Origin of the sequence: Polynucleobacter acidiphobus (genome assembly GCF_003065385.1) — a bacterium.
GTDB classification, from domain to species: domain Bacteria; phylum Pseudomonadota; class Gammaproteobacteria; order Burkholderiales; family Burkholderiaceae; genus Polynucleobacter; species Polynucleobacter acidiphobus.
In genome coordinates this window covers 946,052-965,136 of the sequence record NZ_CP023277.1, presented here as the reverse complement: position 1 = coordinate 965,136, position 19,085 = coordinate 946,052, and the positions used below count along the sequence as shown (strand labels likewise).

Annotated in this window: 19 protein-coding genes; 17 read left to right on the top strand and 2 right to left on the bottom strand. The window is 51.0% G+C overall.

Features of this window, described 5'->3' with window-relative positions; translation table 11 throughout:
- The 14 genes from leuD to AOC32_RS05110 all read left to right on the top strand — a co-directional run bounded on the left by leuD (position 1) and on the right by AOC32_RS05110 (position 14,255).
- Positions 1–648: a 3-isopropylmalate dehydratase small subunit gene (gene leuD, locus AOC32_RS05175; protein WP_108508459.1), complete on the top strand. Its 648-nt coding sequence runs from the start codon at positions 1–3 to the stop codon at positions 646–648.
- Between the two features lie 53 nt (positions 649–701).
- Positions 702–1,772, top strand: a complete 1,071-nt coding sequence (gene leuB / locus AOC32_RS05170; protein ID WP_108509347.1) for a 3-isopropylmalate dehydrogenase — start codon at positions 702–704, stop codon at positions 1,770–1,772.
- 24 nt (positions 1,773–1,796) lie between these two features.
- Positions 1,797–2,960, top strand: coding sequence for an aspartate-semialdehyde dehydrogenase (asd, locus tag AOC32_RS05165; protein WP_108508458.1), 1,164 nt, complete (start codon positions 1,797–1,799; stop codon positions 2,958–2,960).
- A 14-nt stretch (positions 2,961–2,974) separates the two neighbouring features.
- Positions 2,975–4,345 carry a FimV/HubP family polar landmark protein gene (locus AOC32_RS05160; RefSeq protein ID WP_108508457.1) on the top strand — a complete coding sequence of 457 codons (1,371 nt, stop codon included), beginning with the start codon at positions 2,975–2,977 and terminating at the stop codon, positions 4,343–4,345.
- The gene (gene truA, locus AOC32_RS05155; protein WP_108508456.1) at positions 4,346–5,170 is read left to right on the top strand and encodes a tRNA pseudouridine(38-40) synthase TruA; all 825 of its coding nucleotides are present in this window, start codon (positions 4,346–4,348) and stop codon (positions 5,168–5,170) included. It begins immediately after the preceding gene.
- 2 nt (positions 5,171–5,172) lie between these two features.
- Positions 5,173–5,856, top strand: coding sequence for a phosphoribosylanthranilate isomerase (locus AOC32_RS05150; protein WP_108508455.1), 684 nt, complete (start codon positions 5,173–5,175; stop codon positions 5,854–5,856).
- 31 nt (positions 5,857–5,887) lie between these two features.
- Positions 5,888–7,081 carry a tryptophan synthase subunit beta gene (gene trpB / locus AOC32_RS05145; protein WP_108508454.1) on the top strand — a complete coding sequence of 398 codons (1,194 nt, stop codon included), beginning with the start codon at positions 5,888–5,890 and terminating at the stop codon, positions 7,079–7,081.
- Between the two features lie 4 nt (positions 7,082–7,085).
- Positions 7,086–7,886 (top strand): tryptophan synthase subunit alpha, encoded by an 801-nt coding sequence (trpA, locus tag AOC32_RS05140; RefSeq protein WP_108508453.1) that lies wholly within the window; start codon positions 7,086–7,088, stop codon positions 7,884–7,886.
- A 19-nt stretch (positions 7,887–7,905) separates the two neighbouring features.
- Positions 7,906–8,808 carry an acetyl-CoA carboxylase, carboxyltransferase subunit beta gene (gene accD / locus AOC32_RS05135; protein WP_108508452.1) on the top strand — a complete coding sequence of 301 codons (903 nt, stop codon included), beginning with the start codon at positions 7,906–7,908 and terminating at the stop codon, positions 8,806–8,808.
- A gap of 30 nt (positions 8,809–8,838) precedes the next feature.
- Complete coding sequence (gene folC, locus AOC32_RS05130; protein WP_108509346.1) at positions 8,839–10,116, top strand: bifunctional tetrahydrofolate synthase/dihydrofolate synthase; 1,278 nt, start codon at positions 8,839–8,841, stop codon at positions 10,114–10,116.
- A 3-nt stretch (positions 10,117–10,119) separates the two neighbouring features.
- Positions 10,120–10,884 (top strand): SPOR domain-containing protein, encoded by a 765-nt coding sequence (locus AOC32_RS05125; RefSeq protein WP_108508451.1) that lies wholly within the window; start codon positions 10,120–10,122, stop codon positions 10,882–10,884.
- A gap of 2 nt (positions 10,885–10,886) precedes the next feature.
- A complete protein-coding gene (locus tag AOC32_RS05120) occupies positions 10,887–11,438 on the top strand; it encodes a CvpA family protein (RefSeq protein WP_108508450.1) in 552 nt (183 codons plus the stop codon).
- A 2-nt stretch (positions 11,439–11,440) separates the two neighbouring features.
- Positions 11,441–12,979, top strand: coding sequence for an amidophosphoribosyltransferase (gene purF, locus AOC32_RS05115; protein ID WP_108508449.1), 1,539 nt, complete (start codon positions 11,441–11,443; stop codon positions 12,977–12,979).
- Between the two features lie 70 nt (positions 12,980–13,049).
- On the top strand, positions 13,050–14,255 hold the full coding sequence (locus AOC32_RS05110) for an O-succinylhomoserine sulfhydrylase (protein WP_108508448.1): 1,206 nt from the start codon (positions 13,050–13,052) through the stop codon (positions 14,253–14,255).
- On the opposite strand, the gene AOC32_RS05105 is transcribed toward AOC32_RS05110, so the two are convergent.
- Both AOC32_RS05105 and modB read right to left on the bottom strand, forming a co-directional pair.
- A complete protein-coding gene (locus AOC32_RS05105; RefSeq protein ID WP_234409701.1) occupies positions 14,256–15,404 on the bottom strand; it encodes an ABC transporter ATP-binding protein in 1,149 nt (382 codons plus the stop codon).
- Complete coding sequence (gene modB / locus AOC32_RS05100) at positions 15,361–16,011, bottom strand: molybdate ABC transporter permease subunit (RefSeq protein WP_108508446.1); 651 nt, start codon at positions 16,009–16,011, stop codon at positions 15,361–15,363. The genes AOC32_RS05105 and modB overlap by 44 nt, the downstream gene beginning before the upstream one ends.
- Positions 16,012–16,252: 241 nt before the next feature.
- Between modB and AOC32_RS05095 the strand changes: the two genes are divergently transcribed.
- Genes AOC32_RS05095 through AOC32_RS05085 form a run of 3 tightly spaced genes read left to right on the top strand, consistent with a single transcriptional unit; the run spans position 16,253 to position 19,060 of the window.
- Positions 16,253–16,543 carry an ArsR/SmtB family transcription factor gene (locus tag AOC32_RS05095; protein ID WP_199908482.1) on the top strand — a complete coding sequence of 97 codons (291 nt, stop codon included), beginning with the start codon at positions 16,253–16,255 and terminating at the stop codon, positions 16,541–16,543.
- Positions 16,544–16,584: 41 nt separating this feature from the next.
- A complete protein-coding gene (soxC, locus tag AOC32_RS05090; RefSeq protein WP_199908481.1) occupies positions 16,585–17,958 on the top strand; it encodes a sulfite dehydrogenase in 1,374 nt (457 codons plus the stop codon).
- Between the two features lie 7 nt (positions 17,959–17,965).
- The gene (locus AOC32_RS05085; RefSeq protein ID WP_108509344.1) at positions 17,966–19,060 is read left to right on the top strand and encodes a c-type cytochrome; all 1,095 of its coding nucleotides are present in this window, start codon (positions 17,966–17,968) and stop codon (positions 19,058–19,060) included.
- The last annotated feature ends 25 nt before the right edge of the window (positions 19,061–19,085 follow it).

The window sequence follows — 19,085 nt, the reverse complement described above, 5'->3', positions numbered from 1 at the left end:
ATGGATGCATTTACGGTTTATCAGGGGCTAGTCGCCCCATTGGATCGCGAGAACGTCGATACCGACGCGATTATTCCGAAGCAGTTCCTAAAATCGATTAAGAAGACCGGTTTTGGTCAGAATCTCTTTGATGAGTGGCGCTATCTGGATCAGGGGGAGCCTGGTCAAGACTGTTCGAAGCGCCCCCTAAACCCTGACTTTATCCTGAATCAGCCGCGTTACCAAGGGGCCGGTATTTTGCTGGCGCGCAAGAACTTTGGTTGTGGAAGCTCCCGTGAGCATGCACCATGGGCCTTAGCGCAATACGGATTTCGGGCGATTATTGCCCCAAGTTTTGCGGACATTTTCTTCAATAATTGCTTTAAGAATGGGCTCTTACCCGTCGTTTTATCGGAGCAAGAGGTCGACCACCTATTTAATGAGACCAAAGCATTCTCTGGCTATCAACTTACCATTGACCTTGAGAGCCAAGAAGTGATTGCCCCAGATGGGCGTCGTTATCGCTTTGAGGTCACCCCGTTTCGGAAGTATTGTTTGCTCAACGGTTTAGATGATATTGGTCTAACCCTACGGCATGCCGATAAAATAAAAGCTTTTGAGGCAGAACGCATATTGCGCATGCCATGGCTTGCGACCCAGCTCCCGTAGTCTGACGCACTCCTGGCGCTCAATGGGCTAGCGCCATTACATAAAGGTTCATGATGAAAATTGCTGTTCTCCCGGGCGATGGCATTGGTCCGGAAATCGTTGCGCAAGCCGTAAAAGTTCTAGAAGCGCTCAAATTACCCCTCGAGATGGAAACCGCTCCAGTTGGCGGAGCTGCCTATGACGTGGCGGGTCATCCATTGCCCCCGGCTACTCTGGATTTGGCTAAAGCAGCCGATGCTATCTTATTTGGAGCGGTGGGTGACTGGAAGTACGACACTCTAGCGCGCGAGTTAAGACCTGAGCAAGCAATTTTGGGTCTACGCAAGCATTTGAGCCTCTTTGCAAACTTCCGTCCAGCGATTTGCTACAAGGAGTTAACCGCCGCCTCGAGCCTAAAACCTGAAATTGTTGGCGGCCTCGATATCCTGATCGTGCGCGAGCTTAATGGCGATATCTATTTTGGTTCACCCAAGGGTATTCGTAATGCTCCTGATGGGCTCTTTACAGGAGCACGTGAGGGCTTTGACACCATGCGCTACAGCGAACCTGAGATTGAGCGAATTGCGCACGTAGCATTTACAGCGGCTCGTAAGCGTAATCACAAAGTGTGCAGTGTGGATAAATCCAATGTGCTGGAGACCTCCCAGTTATGGCGCGAGGTCATGACCCGGATTGCAAAGGAATACAGCGATGTGGAGTTAAGTCATATGTATGTGGATAACGCTGCCATGCAATTAGTGCGTGCCCCCAAGTCCTTTGATGTGATCGTCACTGGCAACTTATTTGGAGACATTCTCTCCGATGAGGCTGCTATGCTCACGGGCTCGATTGGCATGTTGCCCTCAGCATCCCTTGATAAGAACAATAAAGGTTTGTATGAACCCAGCCATGGTTCAGCCCCTGACATTGCTGGAAAGAATATTGCTAATCCCTTGGCCACCATTTTGTCAGCAGCGATGATGTTACGCTTTTCTCTCAACTTAGCAAATGAAGCCGAGCGCATTGAGAAGGCTGTGCAAACCGTTCTGGCGCAAGGTTATCGCACGGCCGATATTGATACGGCTGGAATGAAACGCGTATCCACCTCCGAGATGGGTGATGCGGTGGTTGCTGCTCTTCGTTAATTAATTCATTAAAAGAACTTAAATATGGCATATACCCCTTTAGCAAATCCTGTAGTTGGTTTAGTTGGTTGGCGCGGCATGGTTGGCAGTGTGCTGATGCAACGCATGCAAGACGAGAACGACTTTACTCACATCGAACCTGTTTTCTTTAGCACCAGTAATGCCGGTGGTGAGGTGCCATTGATCAATGGCCAACGGGTTACCAAAAGTGAGACCCGTTTACAGGATGCCAATGATGTAAAGGCCTTAGCTCGTTGTGATGTGATTTTGACCTGTCAGGGCGGTGATTACACCAAGGCGATTTATCCCCAACTACGCGCAGCGGGTTGGCAAGGGCATTGGATTGATGCAGCGAGTGCGCTGCGCATGGAAAACGACGCGGTAATTGTCTTGGATCCCATTAATCGGCCGGTCATTGATAGGGCGCTGGACTCTGGCGGTAAGAACTGGATCGGTGGTAATTGCACGGTGAGCTTGATGATGCTGGCGATGGGCGGGCTTCTCAAAAGCGGCAATGTGGAATGGATTAGTGCCATGACCTATCAAGCAGCATCTGGTGCTGGAGCTGCCAATATGCGCGAGTTACTCGAGCAAATGGGCACTTTGCATCACAGCGTTGCCAGCGAACTCGCCAATCCAGCCTCATGGATTTTGGATATTGATCGCAAGGTAGCACAGACCATTCGTTCGGCAGAGTTCCCCAAAACCAACTTTCGGAACACCGCATTAGCGGGAAGCTTAATTCCGTGGATTGATGTGCCGGTTGAACACGGTCAGACCAAAGAAGAGTGGAAAGCAGGAGCCGAGTGCAACAAGATCATGGGCAATCCGCCATTTCGGTCGCCGGGTAGTATTCCGATTGATGGCATTTGTGTTCGCGTTGGCGCGATGCGTTGCCACTCACAGGGCTTAACCGTCAAGTTAAAGAAAGATATTCCGCTTTCTGAGATTGAGACGATGTTGGCAGCTGATAATCAGTGGGTGAAGGTGGTTCCCAATGAGCGGGAGATTACTGAGCGTGAGTTATCACCAGCAGCAGTAAGTGGCACTATGACCATTCCGATTGGGCGCTTACATAAATTAGCCATGGGCCCGGAGTATCTAGGGGCATTCACGGTCGGCGATCAGTTGCTATGGGGTGCTGCCGAACCTCTGCGTCGCATGCTACGCATTTTGCTTAATACTTAAGACAAAGATCTAAGATGCCTTGGCGTTGCGTCCTGCAAACCCTATTTAACTGGCTAGTGCTGGCCATCGTGATCTTTTTCATGTGGCCAAGTGCGCAGGCAGTGACCTTGGGATCGCCCATTATTTTGTCCAAACCCAAGGAGTCATTACGCGCTGAGATTCCGGTGCGAACGGGTCTAGAAGATCGACCCTATCTAGAGTCGCTAGCAATTGATCCGGTTACCAAGGCTGACTATGAGCGCTTGGGGATCTCCACACGCGTTTTGGATTACAACCCGTCGATTATTCTCAAGCGCAATCAGCCCGAGCAATTTCTGATCGTGGTGCAAACCGAGAGCCCCATTGAAACCGGGAAGGACCCCTTTGTTGACATCATCTTAGGGCTCAAATGGACGAACGGCGGTATTGCTAAGACCTATAGCTTGATGGTCGGCGACGTTAGTCAGGTAACGGTGCGACCCGGTCAAACTTTGAGTGAGATCGCTTCGCAAATCAGGCCGCAATTGGGTAGTGCCGATATGGACGAAGCCTTGCTTGCTTTATATAAAGCCAATCCCGATGCATTTATTGGCGGCAGTATCCATCGCTTAAAGGCCGGTGCGCAACTCAACAAGCCCGATGCCACTTTATTGGGTTCCATTACTCCCGCACAGGCTAAAGAATTTGCACAAGAGGCAAATCGAGCATGGCTTGAGCAGGAGGGTGGATCGGGTCAAAGCGCTGTATCAAGTCGTGCAGCGAATCAGTCCTCTAACCCCACACCGGGTGTTGGCGAGGATCGCTTGCGCATTGGCCCCGGTGCAGGCAGCGAGGCGGATACGCGGCGTTATGTGGAGGAGATGGTTGCCCAAGAAAAGGCCTTGGCACAAAGTAAGGCACGCGTAGCAGAGCTTGAGAAAAATATTGCTGATTTACAAAAGCTCTTAGAGGCTCGTAAAGAGGGTGTGAGCCCGAGTGATTCTGCTGCACCGAAGTCAGGCATGGATCAATGGGGACCAGCCTTAGTAGGGGTTGGGTTAATTGGTATCACGGGCTTACTGCTGTGGTCACTGGCTCGCTACACTCGCCGTGCTGAATCACAATCCCATGAATCACCGGCCGGTTCCAAAGAGGCTAAGATCACTGCGAGCCCTACAGCGATTCCGCCCAAAGCGGCGGCCATTCTGTCGAGTCTTGACCTCAACCTAGACTCACCTAAACAGCACGATGCTGACGCCTTGCGGGTAAAGCTCAATTTGGTCAAGGCTTACATCACGATTGAAGACTTTGTCGCAGCACGCAAAGCCTTAGAAGAGATTCTGCTGGTAAGTAGTCAGGTCGATCCACAGATTACCATCGCCGCTCGCAGCCTGATGGCGCAGATTAATCAACGCAACGATCATTAAATGAAGCGGATCGCTCTAGGCGTGCAGTATGATGGCCGCGCCTATTGCGGATGGCAAGTTCAGCCCAATCAACCGACCGTTCAAGCCGCCCTTGAATCCGCCATTAGTCAGTTCATTGGTGACGGACAAGCAGTGCGAGTCACTGCAGCAGGGCGAACCGATACAGGGGTGCATGCCCTTGGGCAAGTGGTGCACTTTGATGCGCAGGTGGAGCGCGAAGATTGGTCATGGGTGCGGGGGATCAATACCTTCTTGCCACCCGATGTGGTGGTGAACTGGGCAAAGCCGGTAAGCGCTGCTTTTGATGCGCGCTTTAGTGCAAAAGAGCGCACCTACATTTATGCCTTACTGGCTGGGCCAACACGCTCGCCCATCTTGCATCAGCGCTACGGCTATCAAATGCTACCAGCCGGTCAATGGTTTGATATCAAACAAATGCAAACCGCCGCGCAGTACTTGGTGGGTGAACATGATTTCTCATCATTTCGGGCATCGGAATGTCAGAGTAAGACTCCTGTGAAGCATCTCTACGAATGTAGCATCATCGATCTGCAACCATTTGTGTATTTCAAGGTCAGGGCCAATGCCTTTTTACATCACATGGTGCGTAATATCGTTGGGAGTCTTTTGCATATTGGCCAAGGGCGGCAATCTAGCGATTGGATGAGTAAAGTTCTCGCCGGCAGAAATCGGGACTTAGCAGCGCCAACCTTTGCCCCCGATGGGTTGTACTTGGTGCGGGCGGCCTACCCAGAAGAATTTGCAATCCCTGCACCGCATTTACACAATGCCGGTTTTCCAAAAGAGCTTATGCTCCAATCTTAACCATGGGCTTACTAACTTACACCCCTACGCACACCCGGATCAAGATCTGTGGCTTGCGCACACCTGCAGATATTGAAGCCGCAGTGGCAGCTCAGGTCGATGCGGTGGGTTTCGTCTTTTACCCCCAAAGCCCCAGAGCAATTAGCCCAGAAGACGCCGGCACCCTCATTACCCAATTACCCGCCTCGATGGATGCAGTAGGGCTGGTGGTTAATCCTACCCCCAATCAAATGGAGGAGATCCGGGCAAATGCCGCCATTACCCTATGGCAATTTCATGGGGACGAGACCCCTGAGCAATGTCGGCGGCTTTCGGGTGGTCTACCCTGGATCAAAGCCGCCCGAATTGGCCAGTCCTTCAATTTCCCAGAATTTTCCCTACAATATGGGGATGCTGCCGGCTTTTTGCTAGATGCACTAGTTGATGGCTACGGCGGTAGTGGTACCGCCTTTAATTGGAACCTTATACCGGACACATGGGCAAACGTAAACGCGCATCGGGTCGTTTTGAGTGGTGGATTGAACTCGCACAACGTTGGCGAGGCGATCGCTCGTCTGCACCCCTGCGCGGTTGATATCTCGAGCGGAGTCGAGGTTCGTAAAGGGGTAAAAGACCCAGTGTTAATCAGGCAGTTTGCGGATGCAGTACGTAGCGCCGATCAAACAAATCCAAGCAGTCATTTCTAGCGCGTAGGCGTTAAACCAAGTCGAGGTACTTATGTACGACAAACCAGATGAACGTGGCCACTTTGGCCCTTATGGCGGCATCTTTGTTTCTGAAACATTGATGTATGCATTAAACGAACTCAAAGAAGCCTATGCAAAGTATCAGCATGACCCAGCATTTATTGAGGAGTTCCATTACGAGCTCAAACACTTTGTGGGTCGTCCATCCCCGGTCTATCACGCCAAACGCTTAAGCGAGCAGTTGGGTGGGGCACAGATTTATCTCAAGCGTGAGGATCTGAACCATACCGGGGCTCATAAGATTAACAACGTGATTGGCCAAGCGATGTTAGCCAAGCGCATGGGTAAACCGCGCATCATTGCCGAAACTGGTGCGGGTCAACACGGCGTGGCAACCGCCACCATCTGTGCTCGCTTTGGTCTGGACTGCACGGTTTATCAGGGCTCTGTCGATGTTGCGCGCCAAGCCCAAAACGTCTATCGCATGAAGTTGCTCGGTGCCAAAGTGGTGCCAGTCGAGTCAGGTAGTAAAACTCTCAAAGATGCACTCAATGAAGCGATGCGCGATTGGGTAACCAATGTGGAAAACACCTTCTACATTATTGGTACCGTCGCTGGCCCTCATCCTTATCCCATGATGGTGCGTGATTTTCAGAGTGTGATTGGGGAGGAATGCAAAGTCCAAATGCCAGAGATGATTGGTCGACAGCCCGACTATGTCTTAGCGTGTGTGGGCGGTGGATCGAATGCCATGGGCATTTTCTATCCCTATATTGATGTGCCCAATGTGCGTTTGGTTGGTGTTGAGGCCGCAGGTCGTGGCATGAATACCGGTGATCACTCCGCCGCGCTGTGTGCTGGCAAACCAGGCGTGCTTCACGGCAATCGTACCTATCTCTTGCAAGATGAAAATGGTCAAATTGCAGAGACCCACTCAGTATCGGCTGGTATGGACTACCCTGGCGTGGGACCAGAGCATGCATGGTTAAAAGATTCTGGTCGAGCAGAGTATGTGGCGATCTCGGATGAGGATGCATTAAAAGCCTTCCATGATTGCTGCCGCATTGAGGGCATTATTCCGGCGCTTGAGTCTTCTCATGCAGTGGCGTATGCCTGCAAATTGGCACCAACCTTGAGTAAAGACAAAGTCATCTTGATTAACCTCTCGGGTCGCGGCGATAAAGATATGCATACCGTTGCTCAAGCAACCGGTTCGGAAGGCTAAGTTCATGTCGAAGATTGCTGGTGTATTCGCAGACCTCAAAGCCAAGAATAAAAAGGGTTTGATCCCATTTGTAACGGCAGGTGACCCGCATCCCGATTTAACCGTGGATGTGATGCATGCCTTGGTGAAGGGTGGGGCTGATGTGATTGAGTTGGGTGTCCCATTCTCAGACCCAATGGCCGATGGCCCGGTCATTCAGCGCTCGTCTGAGCGTGCGCTTGCGCAAGGAGTGACACTCAAGCAATGCCTAGCTAATGTGCAGCAGTTTCGTCAAAAGAATCAAACCACCCCCGTGGTGTTGATGGGGTATGCCAATCCAGTCGAGCAAATGGGTCACGCAGCATTTGCAAAAGCCGCTAAAGCAGCTGGCGTCGATGGTGTGTTGATTGTGGATTACCCGCCTGAAGAATGCGAAGAGTTTGCCAAGCAAATGCGCAGCGAAGGTATTGACCCAATCTTCTTGTTAGCACCCACCTCCAGTCAAGAACGCATTCATCACGCAGCACAAATTGCGGCAGGTTACATCTATTACGTATCACTGCGTGGAGTAACTGGTGCAAGTAACTTAAATACGCAAGATGTAGCGAGTGTACTGCCCCTCATTCGGCAAGAGACCCCAATTCCGGTTGCCGTTGGGTTTGGGATTCGGGATGCGGCGAGTGCCAAAGCAGTTTCTAAAACAGCCGATGCGGTGGTGATTGGCAGTCGGATTGTGCAATTACTTGAAGAGGCAAAAAAGGGTGAAGAGTTGGTGGTACTTGAGCGCTTTATCCATGAAATCCGACAGGCTTTAGACCACGATTGAAGGTCGTTACAATACCGCTATGAGCTGGATTGACAAAATACTTCCGCCCCAGATCCAACAAAGCGATCCGGCCAGTCGGAAGACCGTCCCCGAAGGTTTATGGGTTAAATGCGGTGGTTGCGATGCGGTTCTCTACAGCACCGATATTGAAGCCAATCTCTCGGTTTGCCCGAAATGCTCACACCATATGCGCATTAATGCGCGCAAACGCCTTGATCACTTATTAGATCCCAAGCCACGCGTTGAGATTGGTGAATCGGTGTATCCGGTCGATGCTCTCAAGTTCAAAGACAGTAAAAAATACCCTGATCGTTTAAAGCAAGCCAGTGACGCATCGGGTGAATCAGAAGCCCTAGTAGTAATTGCTGGCAAGATTGAATCGATTCCTGCGGTGGTGGCGTGTTTTGAGTTTGAGTACATGGGCGGCTCGATGGGCTCGGTAGTGGGTGAGCGCTTTGTGCGCGGCGTTCAAGAAGCCATCCAGAAAAAATGCGCCTTCATTTGCATTACAGCAACCGGCGGTGCACGCATGCAAGAGAGTTTGTTATCACTCCTGCAAATGGCTAAAACTAATTCGATGCTGACCAAGCTCTCGCAAGCAGGTTTGCCCTACATTAGCGTATTGACCGATCCCACGATGGGTGGCATCTCAGCCAGTTTTGCATTCATGGGCGATGTGGTGATGGCTGAACCAAAGGCTTTAATTGGTTTTGCGGGCCCACGCGTGATCGAGCAAACCGTGCGTGAGAAATTACCCGAAGGATTCCAGCGCTCTGAGTTTTTGATGCAAAAGGGCGGTATCGACATGATTGTTGATCGTCGTCAGATGCGTACCGAGCTTGCAAAATTACTCGCCTTATTGCAAAAGATCCCAGCTGAGAAGTTACCGAAGCAGTTACTGCAAACCAATAGTTCGAGCTAAGTCGTGCTTGAACCTCAGCAGAGCCAACCAATCCTATTCACAAACCTAGACGAGTGGTTGTCCCACTTGGAGACCGCACACCCAGTGGGAATCGATATGGGTCTCGCCCGCATTACCCGGGTGAAGGAATCGCTGGGACTGCAATTTTCATGTCCCGTGATTACAGTGGGCGGAACCAATGGTAAGGGCTCCACCTGTGCCTTTCTAGAAAGCATTTTGCTGGCCGCTGGATATCAGGTGGCGTGTCACACATCCCCCCATCTCTTACGATTTAATGAGCGCGCCAGAATCAATGGGGCTGATGTTAGTGATGCCCAATTATTAAATGCATTTGAGCGAGTTGAACAAGCGCGTTGTCGATTGAGTGATCCACCAACCCTCACGTATTTTGAGTTCACCACCTTGGCCATCATGGATCTATTTGCCAATGCGAAGGTTGAAGCCGTCATCTTAGAGGTTGGGATGGGTGGGCGTCTTGATGCAGTCAATATTGTGGATGCCGATTGTGCGATTGTGACCAGTATTGATCTGGATCACATGGCCTATTTAGGTAATACCCGTGAGGCAATCGCTTTTGAGAAAGCGGGCATCTTCCGACCCAAGGCGATTGCGATCTGCGGCGACCCCATGCCCCCTGCGTCTTTAATCAATCATGCCAATGCAATCGGAGCAGATCTCTGGCTAATGGGCAAAGACTATTCATTTACGGGTGATCAACAGCAATGGGGCTGGTTAGGACGGGGTAAGCGCTTTAGTGGGCTGGGGTATCCGGCATTGCGGGGTGCTAATCAGCTTCTCAATGCCTCAGCAGTAATCGCTGCCTTGATCGCTTTGCATGATCGTTTACCAGTCAGTGCTCAGGATATTCGCAATGGCTTGGCATTGGTGGAGTTGCCTGGACGCTTTCAGGTCCTGCCGGGCAGACCCACGGTGGTATTAGATGTTGCGCATAATCCGCATGCGGCAGCAACCTTAGCGCAGAGCATTGAGGCCATGGCATATCACCCTTATACCTATGCCGTATTCGGGGCAATGGCCGATAAAGACATTGAGGGTGTACTTCAACCCATGTTAGATATTGTTGATTATTGGTATTGCACCGATTTGCCGACGCCGCGAGCAGCCTCGGCACACGATTTAGCAAAGCGCCTGCAGGCACTCAATAAAGAAGCCCTAGTGTTTCCAAATCCCGGAGCCGCCTATCAAGCGGCGTTGGATAAAGCAGGTGAGGGTGATAGAATTACAGTCTTCGGATCCTTCTATACCGTTGCAGGCGTAATGGCTTATCGAAATAACCAGGCACATTGATCCATGACCTTCTTATCGAATCTGTTTCGACGCAAGCCTGCCCCCCAAAAAATTGAGCCCCTGGCTCGCCGCACCTTCCCAAAACGTGCAAAGTCTAGCGAAGAAAGCACTGAAGATCTTGCGTTGACGGAGGACCCTGAAAAGCAACGTGCCCGCCATCGCTTGATTGGTGCAGCCACGTTGGTACTGATTGCAGTGATTGGCTTGCCACAAATTTTGGATCAGCAACCCAAGCCAGTCGCCAATGACATTACGGTGCAGATCGTAAGCAACATACCTAATCCGGCAGCAGGCGTACTGAACGTCGAGCCCGATAAGAAGCCACCATTGGAAGTAAAAGCAGAACCAAAACCTGAACTTGCACCACCTGCTCCCGCGAGCCCTCCGGTGGCAGCACCAAAACCAGCTAGCCCAGCCCCAGCAACTTCGAATGCCCCAAATAAAAGTTTAGGTTTAGCACCAGGTGAAGAATTGGTGAGTACCAGTAAAGAGCCCTCCGGCGCAGCCGATGCCAAGGTGGCAGCGAACGGTAAGTTTGTGATTCAGATTGGGGCCTTTGCTTCCGAAGAGCGTGCCAATGGTTGGGTTGCCAAACTAAAAGAGAACAAGATTCCGTACTATGTGATGACGCGTAATAACGCTGAGGGCGTCAAGCTCTATTTACTGCGAGCTGGTCCATTTACAGAACGCGAGGCGGCAGAGTCGGCCGAGAAACGAATCCGCTCTCTTGGCTTAAGTCCACGCATCGTTGAGCTGAACAAGAGTTAATCATGCAATCACTCGGCGCCATTCAACTAACGACCTTAGATTATTTTGCGATTGGCATCTTGATAGTTTCAGCAGTGGTTGGCTTGTGGCGCGGATTTTTTCGGGAGATCATTGCACTCGCATCCTGGTTTGCTGCTGCATGGCTCGCTTACCATTTCTGTAATTATTTGGCGACCGAATGGCTCTCGGCATTTATTCCCAATGAGACCGCGCGCTTAGCCGCTGCGTTCCTTCTCATCTTTGTTGCCATCCTCATTGCAGCAGGTTTATTAGCTCGCGCCTTTCAGTCCTTACTCTCAAGCGCAGGGCTCACCTTGGTTGATCGATTCTTTGGCTTACTGTTTGGTTTTGTGCGGGGCGCCTTGGTACTGGTTGTATTAAGCACACTGGGGGCACTCACTGGGGCGCAGGAGACGCAGGCATGGCAGGCTTCTGCGATTCGGCCAGTGCTTGAGCAGGGCACGGGCTTCATTCGTTCGTGGTTGCCTGAAAGCTGGGCGAAGCAGTTAAATGCAATTTCAATGACCGATCGTTCCCGATCGGCAAGGGGCTAACTATGTGTGGTGTTGTTGGAACGATTTCGCATCGACCTGTAAACCAACTCTTGTATGACGCTTTGCTCCTGCTGCAGCATCGCGGACAGGATGCAGCCGGGATTGCCACCATGAGTGGTAATTCGTTTGCGATGCATAAGGCTAATGGCTTGGTGCGTGATGTATTCCGCACTCGCAATATGCGCAGTCTGGTAGGTAATGCAGGTATTGGCCAGGTACGCTATCCCACTGCTGGCTCAGCGAGCAGTGAAGAGGAGGCGCAACCGTTTTATGTCAGCGCACCCTTTGGCATCATCTTGGCACACAATGGCAACCTAACCAATGCCCCCATGCTGCGCAGTGAGATGGCCTATCGTGATCGCCGCCATATTAATACCAGCTCCGATACGGAGGTTTTACTCAATGTACTTGCCGATGAGTTACAAAAAGAGACCAATAGCGCCGCCTTAGATGACGACTCGATCTTTAAAGCCGTCGCCGGACTTAATAAGCGGGTGAAGGGATCCTATGCAGTGGTGTCGCTGATTGCTGGATTTGGTTTATTGGCCTTTCGGGATCCCTTTGGGATTCGTCCGCTATGCATTGGTAAGGTCGATACACCCGATGGGCCAGAATGGATGTTGGCTTCGGAATCGGTTGCACTTGAAGGCTTAGGTTACACATTTGTGCGCGATGTGGCGCCGGGTGAGGCGATCTACATTGATCTCGACGGGAACTTTCATACGCGGCAGTGCGCTCCGAATGCCAGTCTCAACCCCTGTATTTTTGAATACGTCTACTTGGCTCGACCTGATTCAACGATCGATGGGGTGACCGTGTACAACGTGCGCATGCGCATGGGTGACTACTTGGCCGAGAAGATTCGGGCGGAGACCGACGTGAGCAAGATCGATGTGGTGATGCCAATCCCAGACTCTAGTCGACCTGCCGCACTTCAAGTAGCAAAGCGCTTGGGCATCTCGTATCGCGAGGGATTTTTTAAGAACCGCTACATCGGTCGTACCTTCATCATGCCTGGTCAAGCGGTGCGCAAAAAGTCTGTGCGTCAGAAGTTAAATGCCATGCGCATTGAGTTTAAAGATAAGACCGTCTTAATTGTGGATGACTCGATTGTCCGCGGTACGACCTCGTATGAGATTGTGCAGATGGCGCGTGAGTCAGGAGCTAAGAAGGTGATCTTTGCATCTGCCGCACCGCCAGTGCGCTTTCCCAATGTCTACGGCATTGATATGCCAACCCGCAGTGAGCTGGTTGCGTATGGCCGCACTCATGACGAAATTAATGATCTCATCGGAGCCGATCAGCTGATTTATCAAAGCGTTGAGGATATGAAAAAAGCGGTCCAAGACATTAATCCCAATATCAAAAATTTTGAGGCATCGTGCTTTGATGGCCATTATATTACGGGCGATATCACCGAGGCTTATTTGGATGCACTCGAGGCAGCGCGTAATATTGCAAACAAGGAAGAGGATCGCAAGAGCGACCCCAGTGACTTTGCGCGCTCGCAACTGCATTTGCATCTAGCCAACGGAGACTAAACAACAGTTGGGACATTTGCAGCATGCTCTGCGTGACAGCCCGTCATTTACCTGTCAAACTTGATCTGTTATGAAAAAATCCATACGGCCTAAACCTAATCTCAAAACCTTGGCACCTGAGACCCTAGCGGTCCGTGCTGGTACTCGTCGTTCAAGCGATTATCAAGAACACTCAGAAGCAATGTTCTTGACCTCCAGCTTTTGCTTTAATTCAGCCGAAGAGGCAGAGCATGGTTTTGCCAATGCCGATCAAGGTTTTATCTACTCACGGTTTACTAATCCAACCGTTAGTATGTTTCAGGATCGTCTTGCGGCACTCGAAGGTGGTGAGGCATGCATTGCCACATCCTCTGGAATGGCCGCCATTCTGACCACAGCGATGGCGCATCTGCAGGCAGGTGATCATGTGGTGTGCTCAAAATCCGTATTTGGTGCAACCACCCAGTTGTTCTCATCGATTCTGAGTCGCTTTGGCATTACGACAAGCTATGTGGCAATTGCTGACCCAAAGGCATGGCAAGCAGCGGTGCAAAGTAATACCAAGCTCTTTTATCTAGAGACTCCGTCTAATCCTCTAACGGAGATTGCTGATATTGCAGGCATTGCCAAGATTGCCAAGAAAGCCAAGGCTCTATTGGTGGTGGATAACTGTTTTTGTACTCCAGCCTTACAAAAGCCCCTGGCCCTCGGCGCGGATGTGGTAATTCATTCGGCGACTAAGTATCTTGATGGGCAAGGGCGGGTTGTCGGTGGAGCAATTGTGGGTAGCCGTGATTTTGTTATGGGTAAAGTATTTCCCTTTGTTCGTACCGCCGGACCCACACTCTCGGCATTTAATGCCTGGGTATTTCTAAAAGGGCTTGAGACCTTAGAGCTCAGAATGCAAGCGCAGAGTGCGAATGCCTTGGCATTGGCGCTGTGGTTGGAGAAACAAGCCGGAGTCGAGCGCGTGTATCACCCAGGTCTGAAGAGTCATCCGCAACATGCCTTAGCAAAGCGCCAGCAAAAAGCGGGTGGCCCGATTGTGTCCTTTGTACTCAAGGGCGGCAAAAAGGCAGCGTATAAGCTCATTAATCAAACACGCTTGTGTTCCATCACAGCAAACCTTGGGGATACGCGCACCACGATTACGCACCCGGCCAGCACAACTCACGCCCGCATTACACCGCAAGCACGCAAAGACGCGGGTATTGTTGATGGTCTAGTCCGGATTGCTGTTGGTCTTGAGAACATTGATGATCTCAAGCGCGATCTATTGGCCGGCTTAAAGAAGTAATTAAGTAACACCAACAAAACGTCGCGGGTCGTTAATTGGGCGCAGCGGCATAATATGAATCAACTTGCAATCGAGCTCCAGATAAGCCTGCGCATCCCGAGTTAAACCTAGACGCTTAACTTCTGCGACCGAGGCTTCCCAGCTTAAGCATTCATCAAGACCATCAATCGAGAACTCAATCAGCGCAATTTGACCTAAAGCACTAATCGCTTTCACGCGGCACGGAATGCGTTGGTCCTCTGGATCAGAATACACACTGAGCCCCTCTTGAGGAATCACCCATGCCACCTCCGCATTGGGTGGAATGCGACCTTTATCAATCACTTGAAAGGTCCAGGGGCTTGAGCCCCACGACAGGGTGCCGCCATTAAATACCCCATGAAAGAGATTAGGAATGCCAACCAGCTGGGCCACGCGTGCATTGCGCGGCTTGGTAAATAAGGATTGTGGATTGGCGGTCTGTAAACCCACACCTTGATCGAGCACGGTGATGCGGTCGGCTAATAAATGGGCCTCACGCAGATCATGCGTGACCAAGATGATGGGGATGTTGAGTTGCTTGCGAAGCTTGGCCAGCGTTTGATAAAGCTTTTGGCGAGTCGGTATATCAATTGCTGAGAAAGGCTCATCAAGCAAAAGCATTTTGGGTGAACGTGCTAAGGCACGCGCGAGGGCAACGCGCTGTTGCTGCCCACCCGATAGTTGTTTAGGTAAGCGTTCTCCAAGTTCACCAATATTGAGTTCATCGAGCCAACGCCGGGCTTCGGTCCTACGCTTTTGCGGATCGCTGATGGTGTTGTATAGCGCCATGCATACGTTATCGAGAGCACTGAGATGAGGAAATAGAGCGTATTGTTGAAATAAAAATCCGCATGAGCGTTGATTGGGTGGCAAGATGATCATAGGCCCACGGGCTGGATCACGATTAAGCCAGACCTCTTGATCGCATTCGATATAAGCGAATTCAGGATGATGAAGGCCGGCAATGGAGCGCAAGATACTCGTCTTGCCACTACCAGAGGGGCCCACTAAGGCATGAACTTCACCGGCATCGATTTCTAGCTGAATCGAGAGGGGATTGGGAAGGGTTTGCTGAAGATGAACCTTAAGCACGTCGCACTCCAGCAGTGTTGCGACCAAAGACCCCATAGGAAATGGCAATGGCAACAAGCGAGATCAGCAACAGGATCACAGAAAGAGCACCGGCCCCTGCGCTATCAAACGTCTGCACCTTGTCGTAAATTGCGATCGATGCAGTTTTGGTTTCTCCCGGAATTGCACCGCCTACCATGAGGACTACTCCAAACTCACCCAAGGTATGGGCAAAGGTCATTGCTGCGCCGCTTAAGATGCCACGCCAGGCCAAGGGTAGTTCAATCAAGCGAAAGCGCTGCCAAGTGCTTAGCCCACTGACCTTGGCTGCTTCCTTGATCTCGGTAGGGATAGCTTCGTAGGCCCGCTGGATGGGTTGGATTGCAAAGGGAAGGTTGACGATGATGGAGGCAATCAAGAGACCGGTGAATGAAAACACGAGGGGCTCCCCAAAGAGGCTCTTGCCTGCAAATGCCACGATGAAGTAGTAACCCAAGACCGTGGGCGGCAATACCAAGGGCAGGGCGAGCGCTGCCTCAGCCCAGGACTTCCAGTCACCGGCTTGGGCTAGCTGATAGCCAACCCAGATCCCGATGGGGATCAAGACCACCAAAGTCCAAAAGGCCAACTGCAGGGATAGGAAAATCGCTTGGGTATCTAACAATTTATTATTTAAATCAGTTACTTATAAAATGTTTCTAGAATAAATCTTGGTATGGATATCTACGAAGTCTCTATTCTAGTCGGATCGAATCAGGGTATCTCTGTATATTTATTTAGACAAATATTCGGTGTAATATGCGCAACTACGCATATTTATGTCAAGTCCATCATCCCTAACTAATAACTCTGTGGCCCAGGGCTTCGCGGATGGCTTGTCTAAAAAACAATTATCCCCTGAACAAATGGAAGCTCTTTTCAAAGAGGTCTCTGCGTTCTTTGCCGTTCTCGCCGAACCATCCCGTCTCCGCATCATGTATGCATTATGCGAAGGTGAGAAATCCGTTAGTGAGGTCATTGAGTTCTCAAAATCCAGCCAAGCAAACGTCTCGCGCCATTTGGGAGCACTGCATGAGGCTGGAATACTCGCACGCCGTAAGGCTGGTACTGCCGTGTTTTATTCCATTTGCGACGATGCCACTTTAGAAATCTGCCAACGTGTTTGTGGCCGCGTCATGAATGAACTGTTTGAGTAAGTCTGATGAATTTTTGTTTAACCATCTAATCCTTGATGAATATGAGTGAACGAACCAAAACCATGCAATCCCTCGGTACCCCGAATCTTATTCGGAAGGCACCCGAGAACTTCCTATCGCAAGAGGCAATTGCTGAAATCAACCAACATGGTGCTGATGAGACCCGTCGCGGATTTCTGCGCAAGAGTTTCATGGCGGCCCTCGGTGGTGTAGGTGCTGCAGGCAGCGGCCTGGCTCTTGCAAATCCCCAGGGCGATCCAGCGATTCTGGAGAAGCAAATTTGGCAAACAACTCTGGGTAAGAACGTGGCCACCGAGCCCTATGGCACGCCATCCATTTATGAAAAGAACTTAATCCGTCGCGAGTCACCTGGATTAACTCGCGTATCGGCAGCATCGGTTGCGTTCACACCACTGCAAGGGCTGTTTGGGATCATTACACCAAATGGTTTGCACTTTGAGCGCCACCATCAGGGTTGGTACAACATTGATCCTAATAAGCATCGCCTAATGATTAACGGCCTCGTGAAGAATGAAAAAGTATTCACGATGAACGATCTCTTACGACTGCCATCAGTATCGCGCATTCACTTTATTGAGTGCGGTGCGAACACGGGCTTAGAGTGGGGCAATGTGGCCGTACCCACCGTGCAATATACCCATGGCATGTTGTCATGCTGCGAGTTCACGGGCGTGCCGCTTTCAACACTCTTGGATATTTGTGGCGCTGATCTCAAGAAGGGCAAGTATATTTTGGCCGAGGGTGGCGACGGCTCGGGTATGACCCGTACCATCTCGATGGAGATGGCGCTTGATGATGTGATGGTAGCCTGGAGTATGAACGGCGAGATGCTGCGCCCTGAGAATGGCTTCCCAATTCGTCTGGTTGTGCCGGGTGTGCAGGGCGTCAGTTGGGTGAAGTGGTTGCGCCGGATTGAGGTCGGTGATATGAAATACGCCACCAAGGATGAAGCGATTCACTACATTGACTTGATGCCAGATGGTCTGCATCGTCAATACACCTCGATTCAGGAATGCAAATCCGTCATCACCACACCATCGGGTGGTCAGCAACTCTTTGATAAGGGTTACTACAACGTGAGCGGTTTGGCGTGGTCGGGTCGTGGCAAGATCAAGCGCGTGGATGTCTCGTTTGATGGTGGCAACAATTGGCGTACGGCACGGCTTGAGACCCCCATCCTGACGAAGGCTCTGACGCGCTTTAACATTGATTGGGTTTGGGATGGTTCACCCACCATCATGCAATCGCGTGCGATCGATGACACGGGTTATGTACAACCCACCATTCGTCAATTACGAGCCGTACGCGGTACGCGCTCGATCTATCACAACAATGCAATTCAATCGTGGAAGGTTGATACTAATGGCGAGGTCAGCAATGTTCAAGTCGGCTAATGTTTTGATGAAACCCATTCTTGCAAGCGTGGTAGTTGCCACCACTGTTTTCTCAAGCGGTGCTGTGCAGGCGCAATCTGCTCAAGCGACTCCAGCAGTAAGCAAACCAAAACCCTATATGAATATGGGACGTAATGCGACCCCTGCAGAAGTAGCAGCCTGGGATATTGATGTGCGCCCTGACTTTAAGGGCTTACCACCCGGATCGGGCTCGGTAGCAAAGGGGCAGGCGCTCTGGGAGAAACAGTGTGCAAGCTGTCACGGCACATTTGGCGAATCCAATGAGGTCTTTACACCGATTGCCGGTGGAACCACAAAGGATGATGTTAAAACCGGCCGTGTAGCATCGCTGACGAGTGAGAAGCAACCGCAGCGGACCACAATCATGAAGGTGGCCACAATCTCAACACTGTGGGATTACGTATATCGCGCCATGCCATGGAACGCACCTCGGTCGCTCACTCCAGACGAGACCTATGCACTAGTGGCTTTCATGCTGAACTTGAGTGAAGTGGTTCCGGATGACTTTGTACTCTCGAACAAAAATATTGCGCAAGTGCAAGGCATGATGCCTAATCGCAATGGCATGACCCAGAAACATGGCTTATGGACCGTGAAGGGTACACCCGATGTAAAAAATACGGCTTGTATGACCAATTGCGCCCAACACGTTGCGATTGGATCGGTCTTACCTGACTACGCTCGTAATGCGCACAATAACCTGGCAGAGCAAAACCGAGAGTATGGTCCGTATCGCGGAGTTGATACCACCAAACCACCGTTATCTGCTTTGCCATCTGCCGGCATGATGATGGTATCGACTGCAAGCGCTGCGGCACCGAAAGCAGCAGGGCCTGCGGATTTATTCAAGAAAGAAAATTGCTCGGCTTGCCATGCGCCTGCAGCGAAATTAGTGGGTCCATCGATCGCTGATGTTGCCAATAAATACAAAGGCGTTGCCAATGCACAAGCATTGCTTGAGAAGAAGGTGAAGGCGGGTGGTGCAGGTGTTTGGGGTGCAATTCCAATGCCCGCTCAACCACAGCTCTCGGATGCTGACAATAAGACCTTGGTGCAGTGGATGTTAAACGGCGGCAAATAAGATTAGTTAACACTTGAAATAAAGG

Bases quoted from the DNA above. Each gene is read 5' to 3' on its own strand.
- purF (WP_108508449.1), top strand. From the start codon at position 11,441: ATGTGTGGTGTTGTTGGAACGATTTCGCATCGACCTGTAAACCAACTC.
- trpB (WP_108508454.1), top strand. From the start codon at position 5,888: ATGTACGACAAACCAGATGAACGTGGCCACTTTGGCCCTTATGGCGGC.
- AOC32_RS05095 (WP_199908482.1), top strand. From the start codon at position 16,253: ATGGAAGCTCTTTTCAAAGAGGTCTCTGCGTTCTTTGCCGTTCTCGCC.
- AOC32_RS05120 (WP_108508450.1), top strand. From the start codon at position 10,887: ATGCAATCACTCGGCGCCATTCAACTAACGACCTTAGATTATTTTGCG.
- soxC (WP_199908481.1), top strand. From the start codon at position 16,585: ATGAGTGAACGAACCAAAACCATGCAATCCCTCGGTACCCCGAATCTT.
- accD (WP_108508452.1), top strand. From the start codon at position 7,906: ATGAGCTGGATTGACAAAATACTTCCGCCCCAGATCCAACAAAGCGAT.
- AOC32_RS05160 (WP_108508457.1), top strand. From the start codon at position 2,975: ATGCCTTGGCGTTGCGTCCTGCAAACCCTATTTAACTGGCTAGTGCTG.
- truA (WP_108508456.1), top strand. From the start codon at position 4,346: ATGAAGCGGATCGCTCTAGGCGTGCAGTATGATGGCCGCGCCTATTGC.
- AOC32_RS05110 (WP_108508448.1), top strand. From the start codon at position 13,050: ATGAAAAAATCCATACGGCCTAAACCTAATCTCAAAACCTTGGCACCT.
- AOC32_RS05150 (WP_108508455.1), top strand. From the start codon at position 5,173: ATGGGCTTACTAACTTACACCCCTACGCACACCCGGATCAAGATCTGT.
- AOC32_RS05105 (WP_234409701.1), bottom strand. From the start codon at position 15,404: ATGGGGTCTTTGGTCGCAACACTGCTGGAGTGCGACGTGCTTAAGGTT.
- leuB (WP_108509347.1), top strand. From the start codon at position 702: ATGAAAATTGCTGTTCTCCCGGGCGATGGCATTGGTCCGGAAATCGTT.
- AOC32_RS05085 (WP_108509344.1), top strand. From the start codon at position 17,966: ATGAAACCCATTCTTGCAAGCGTGGTAGTTGCCACCACTGTTTTCTCA.
- leuD (WP_108508459.1), top strand. From the start codon at position 1: ATGGATGCATTTACGGTTTATCAGGGGCTAGTCGCCCCATTGGATCGC.
- trpA (WP_108508453.1), top strand. From the start codon at position 7,086: ATGTCGAAGATTGCTGGTGTATTCGCAGACCTCAAAGCCAAGAATAAA.
- asd (WP_108508458.1), top strand. From the start codon at position 1,797: ATGGCATATACCCCTTTAGCAAATCCTGTAGTTGGTTTAGTTGGTTGG.
- AOC32_RS05125 (WP_108508451.1), top strand. From the start codon at position 10,120: ATGACCTTCTTATCGAATCTGTTTCGACGCAAGCCTGCCCCCCAAAAA.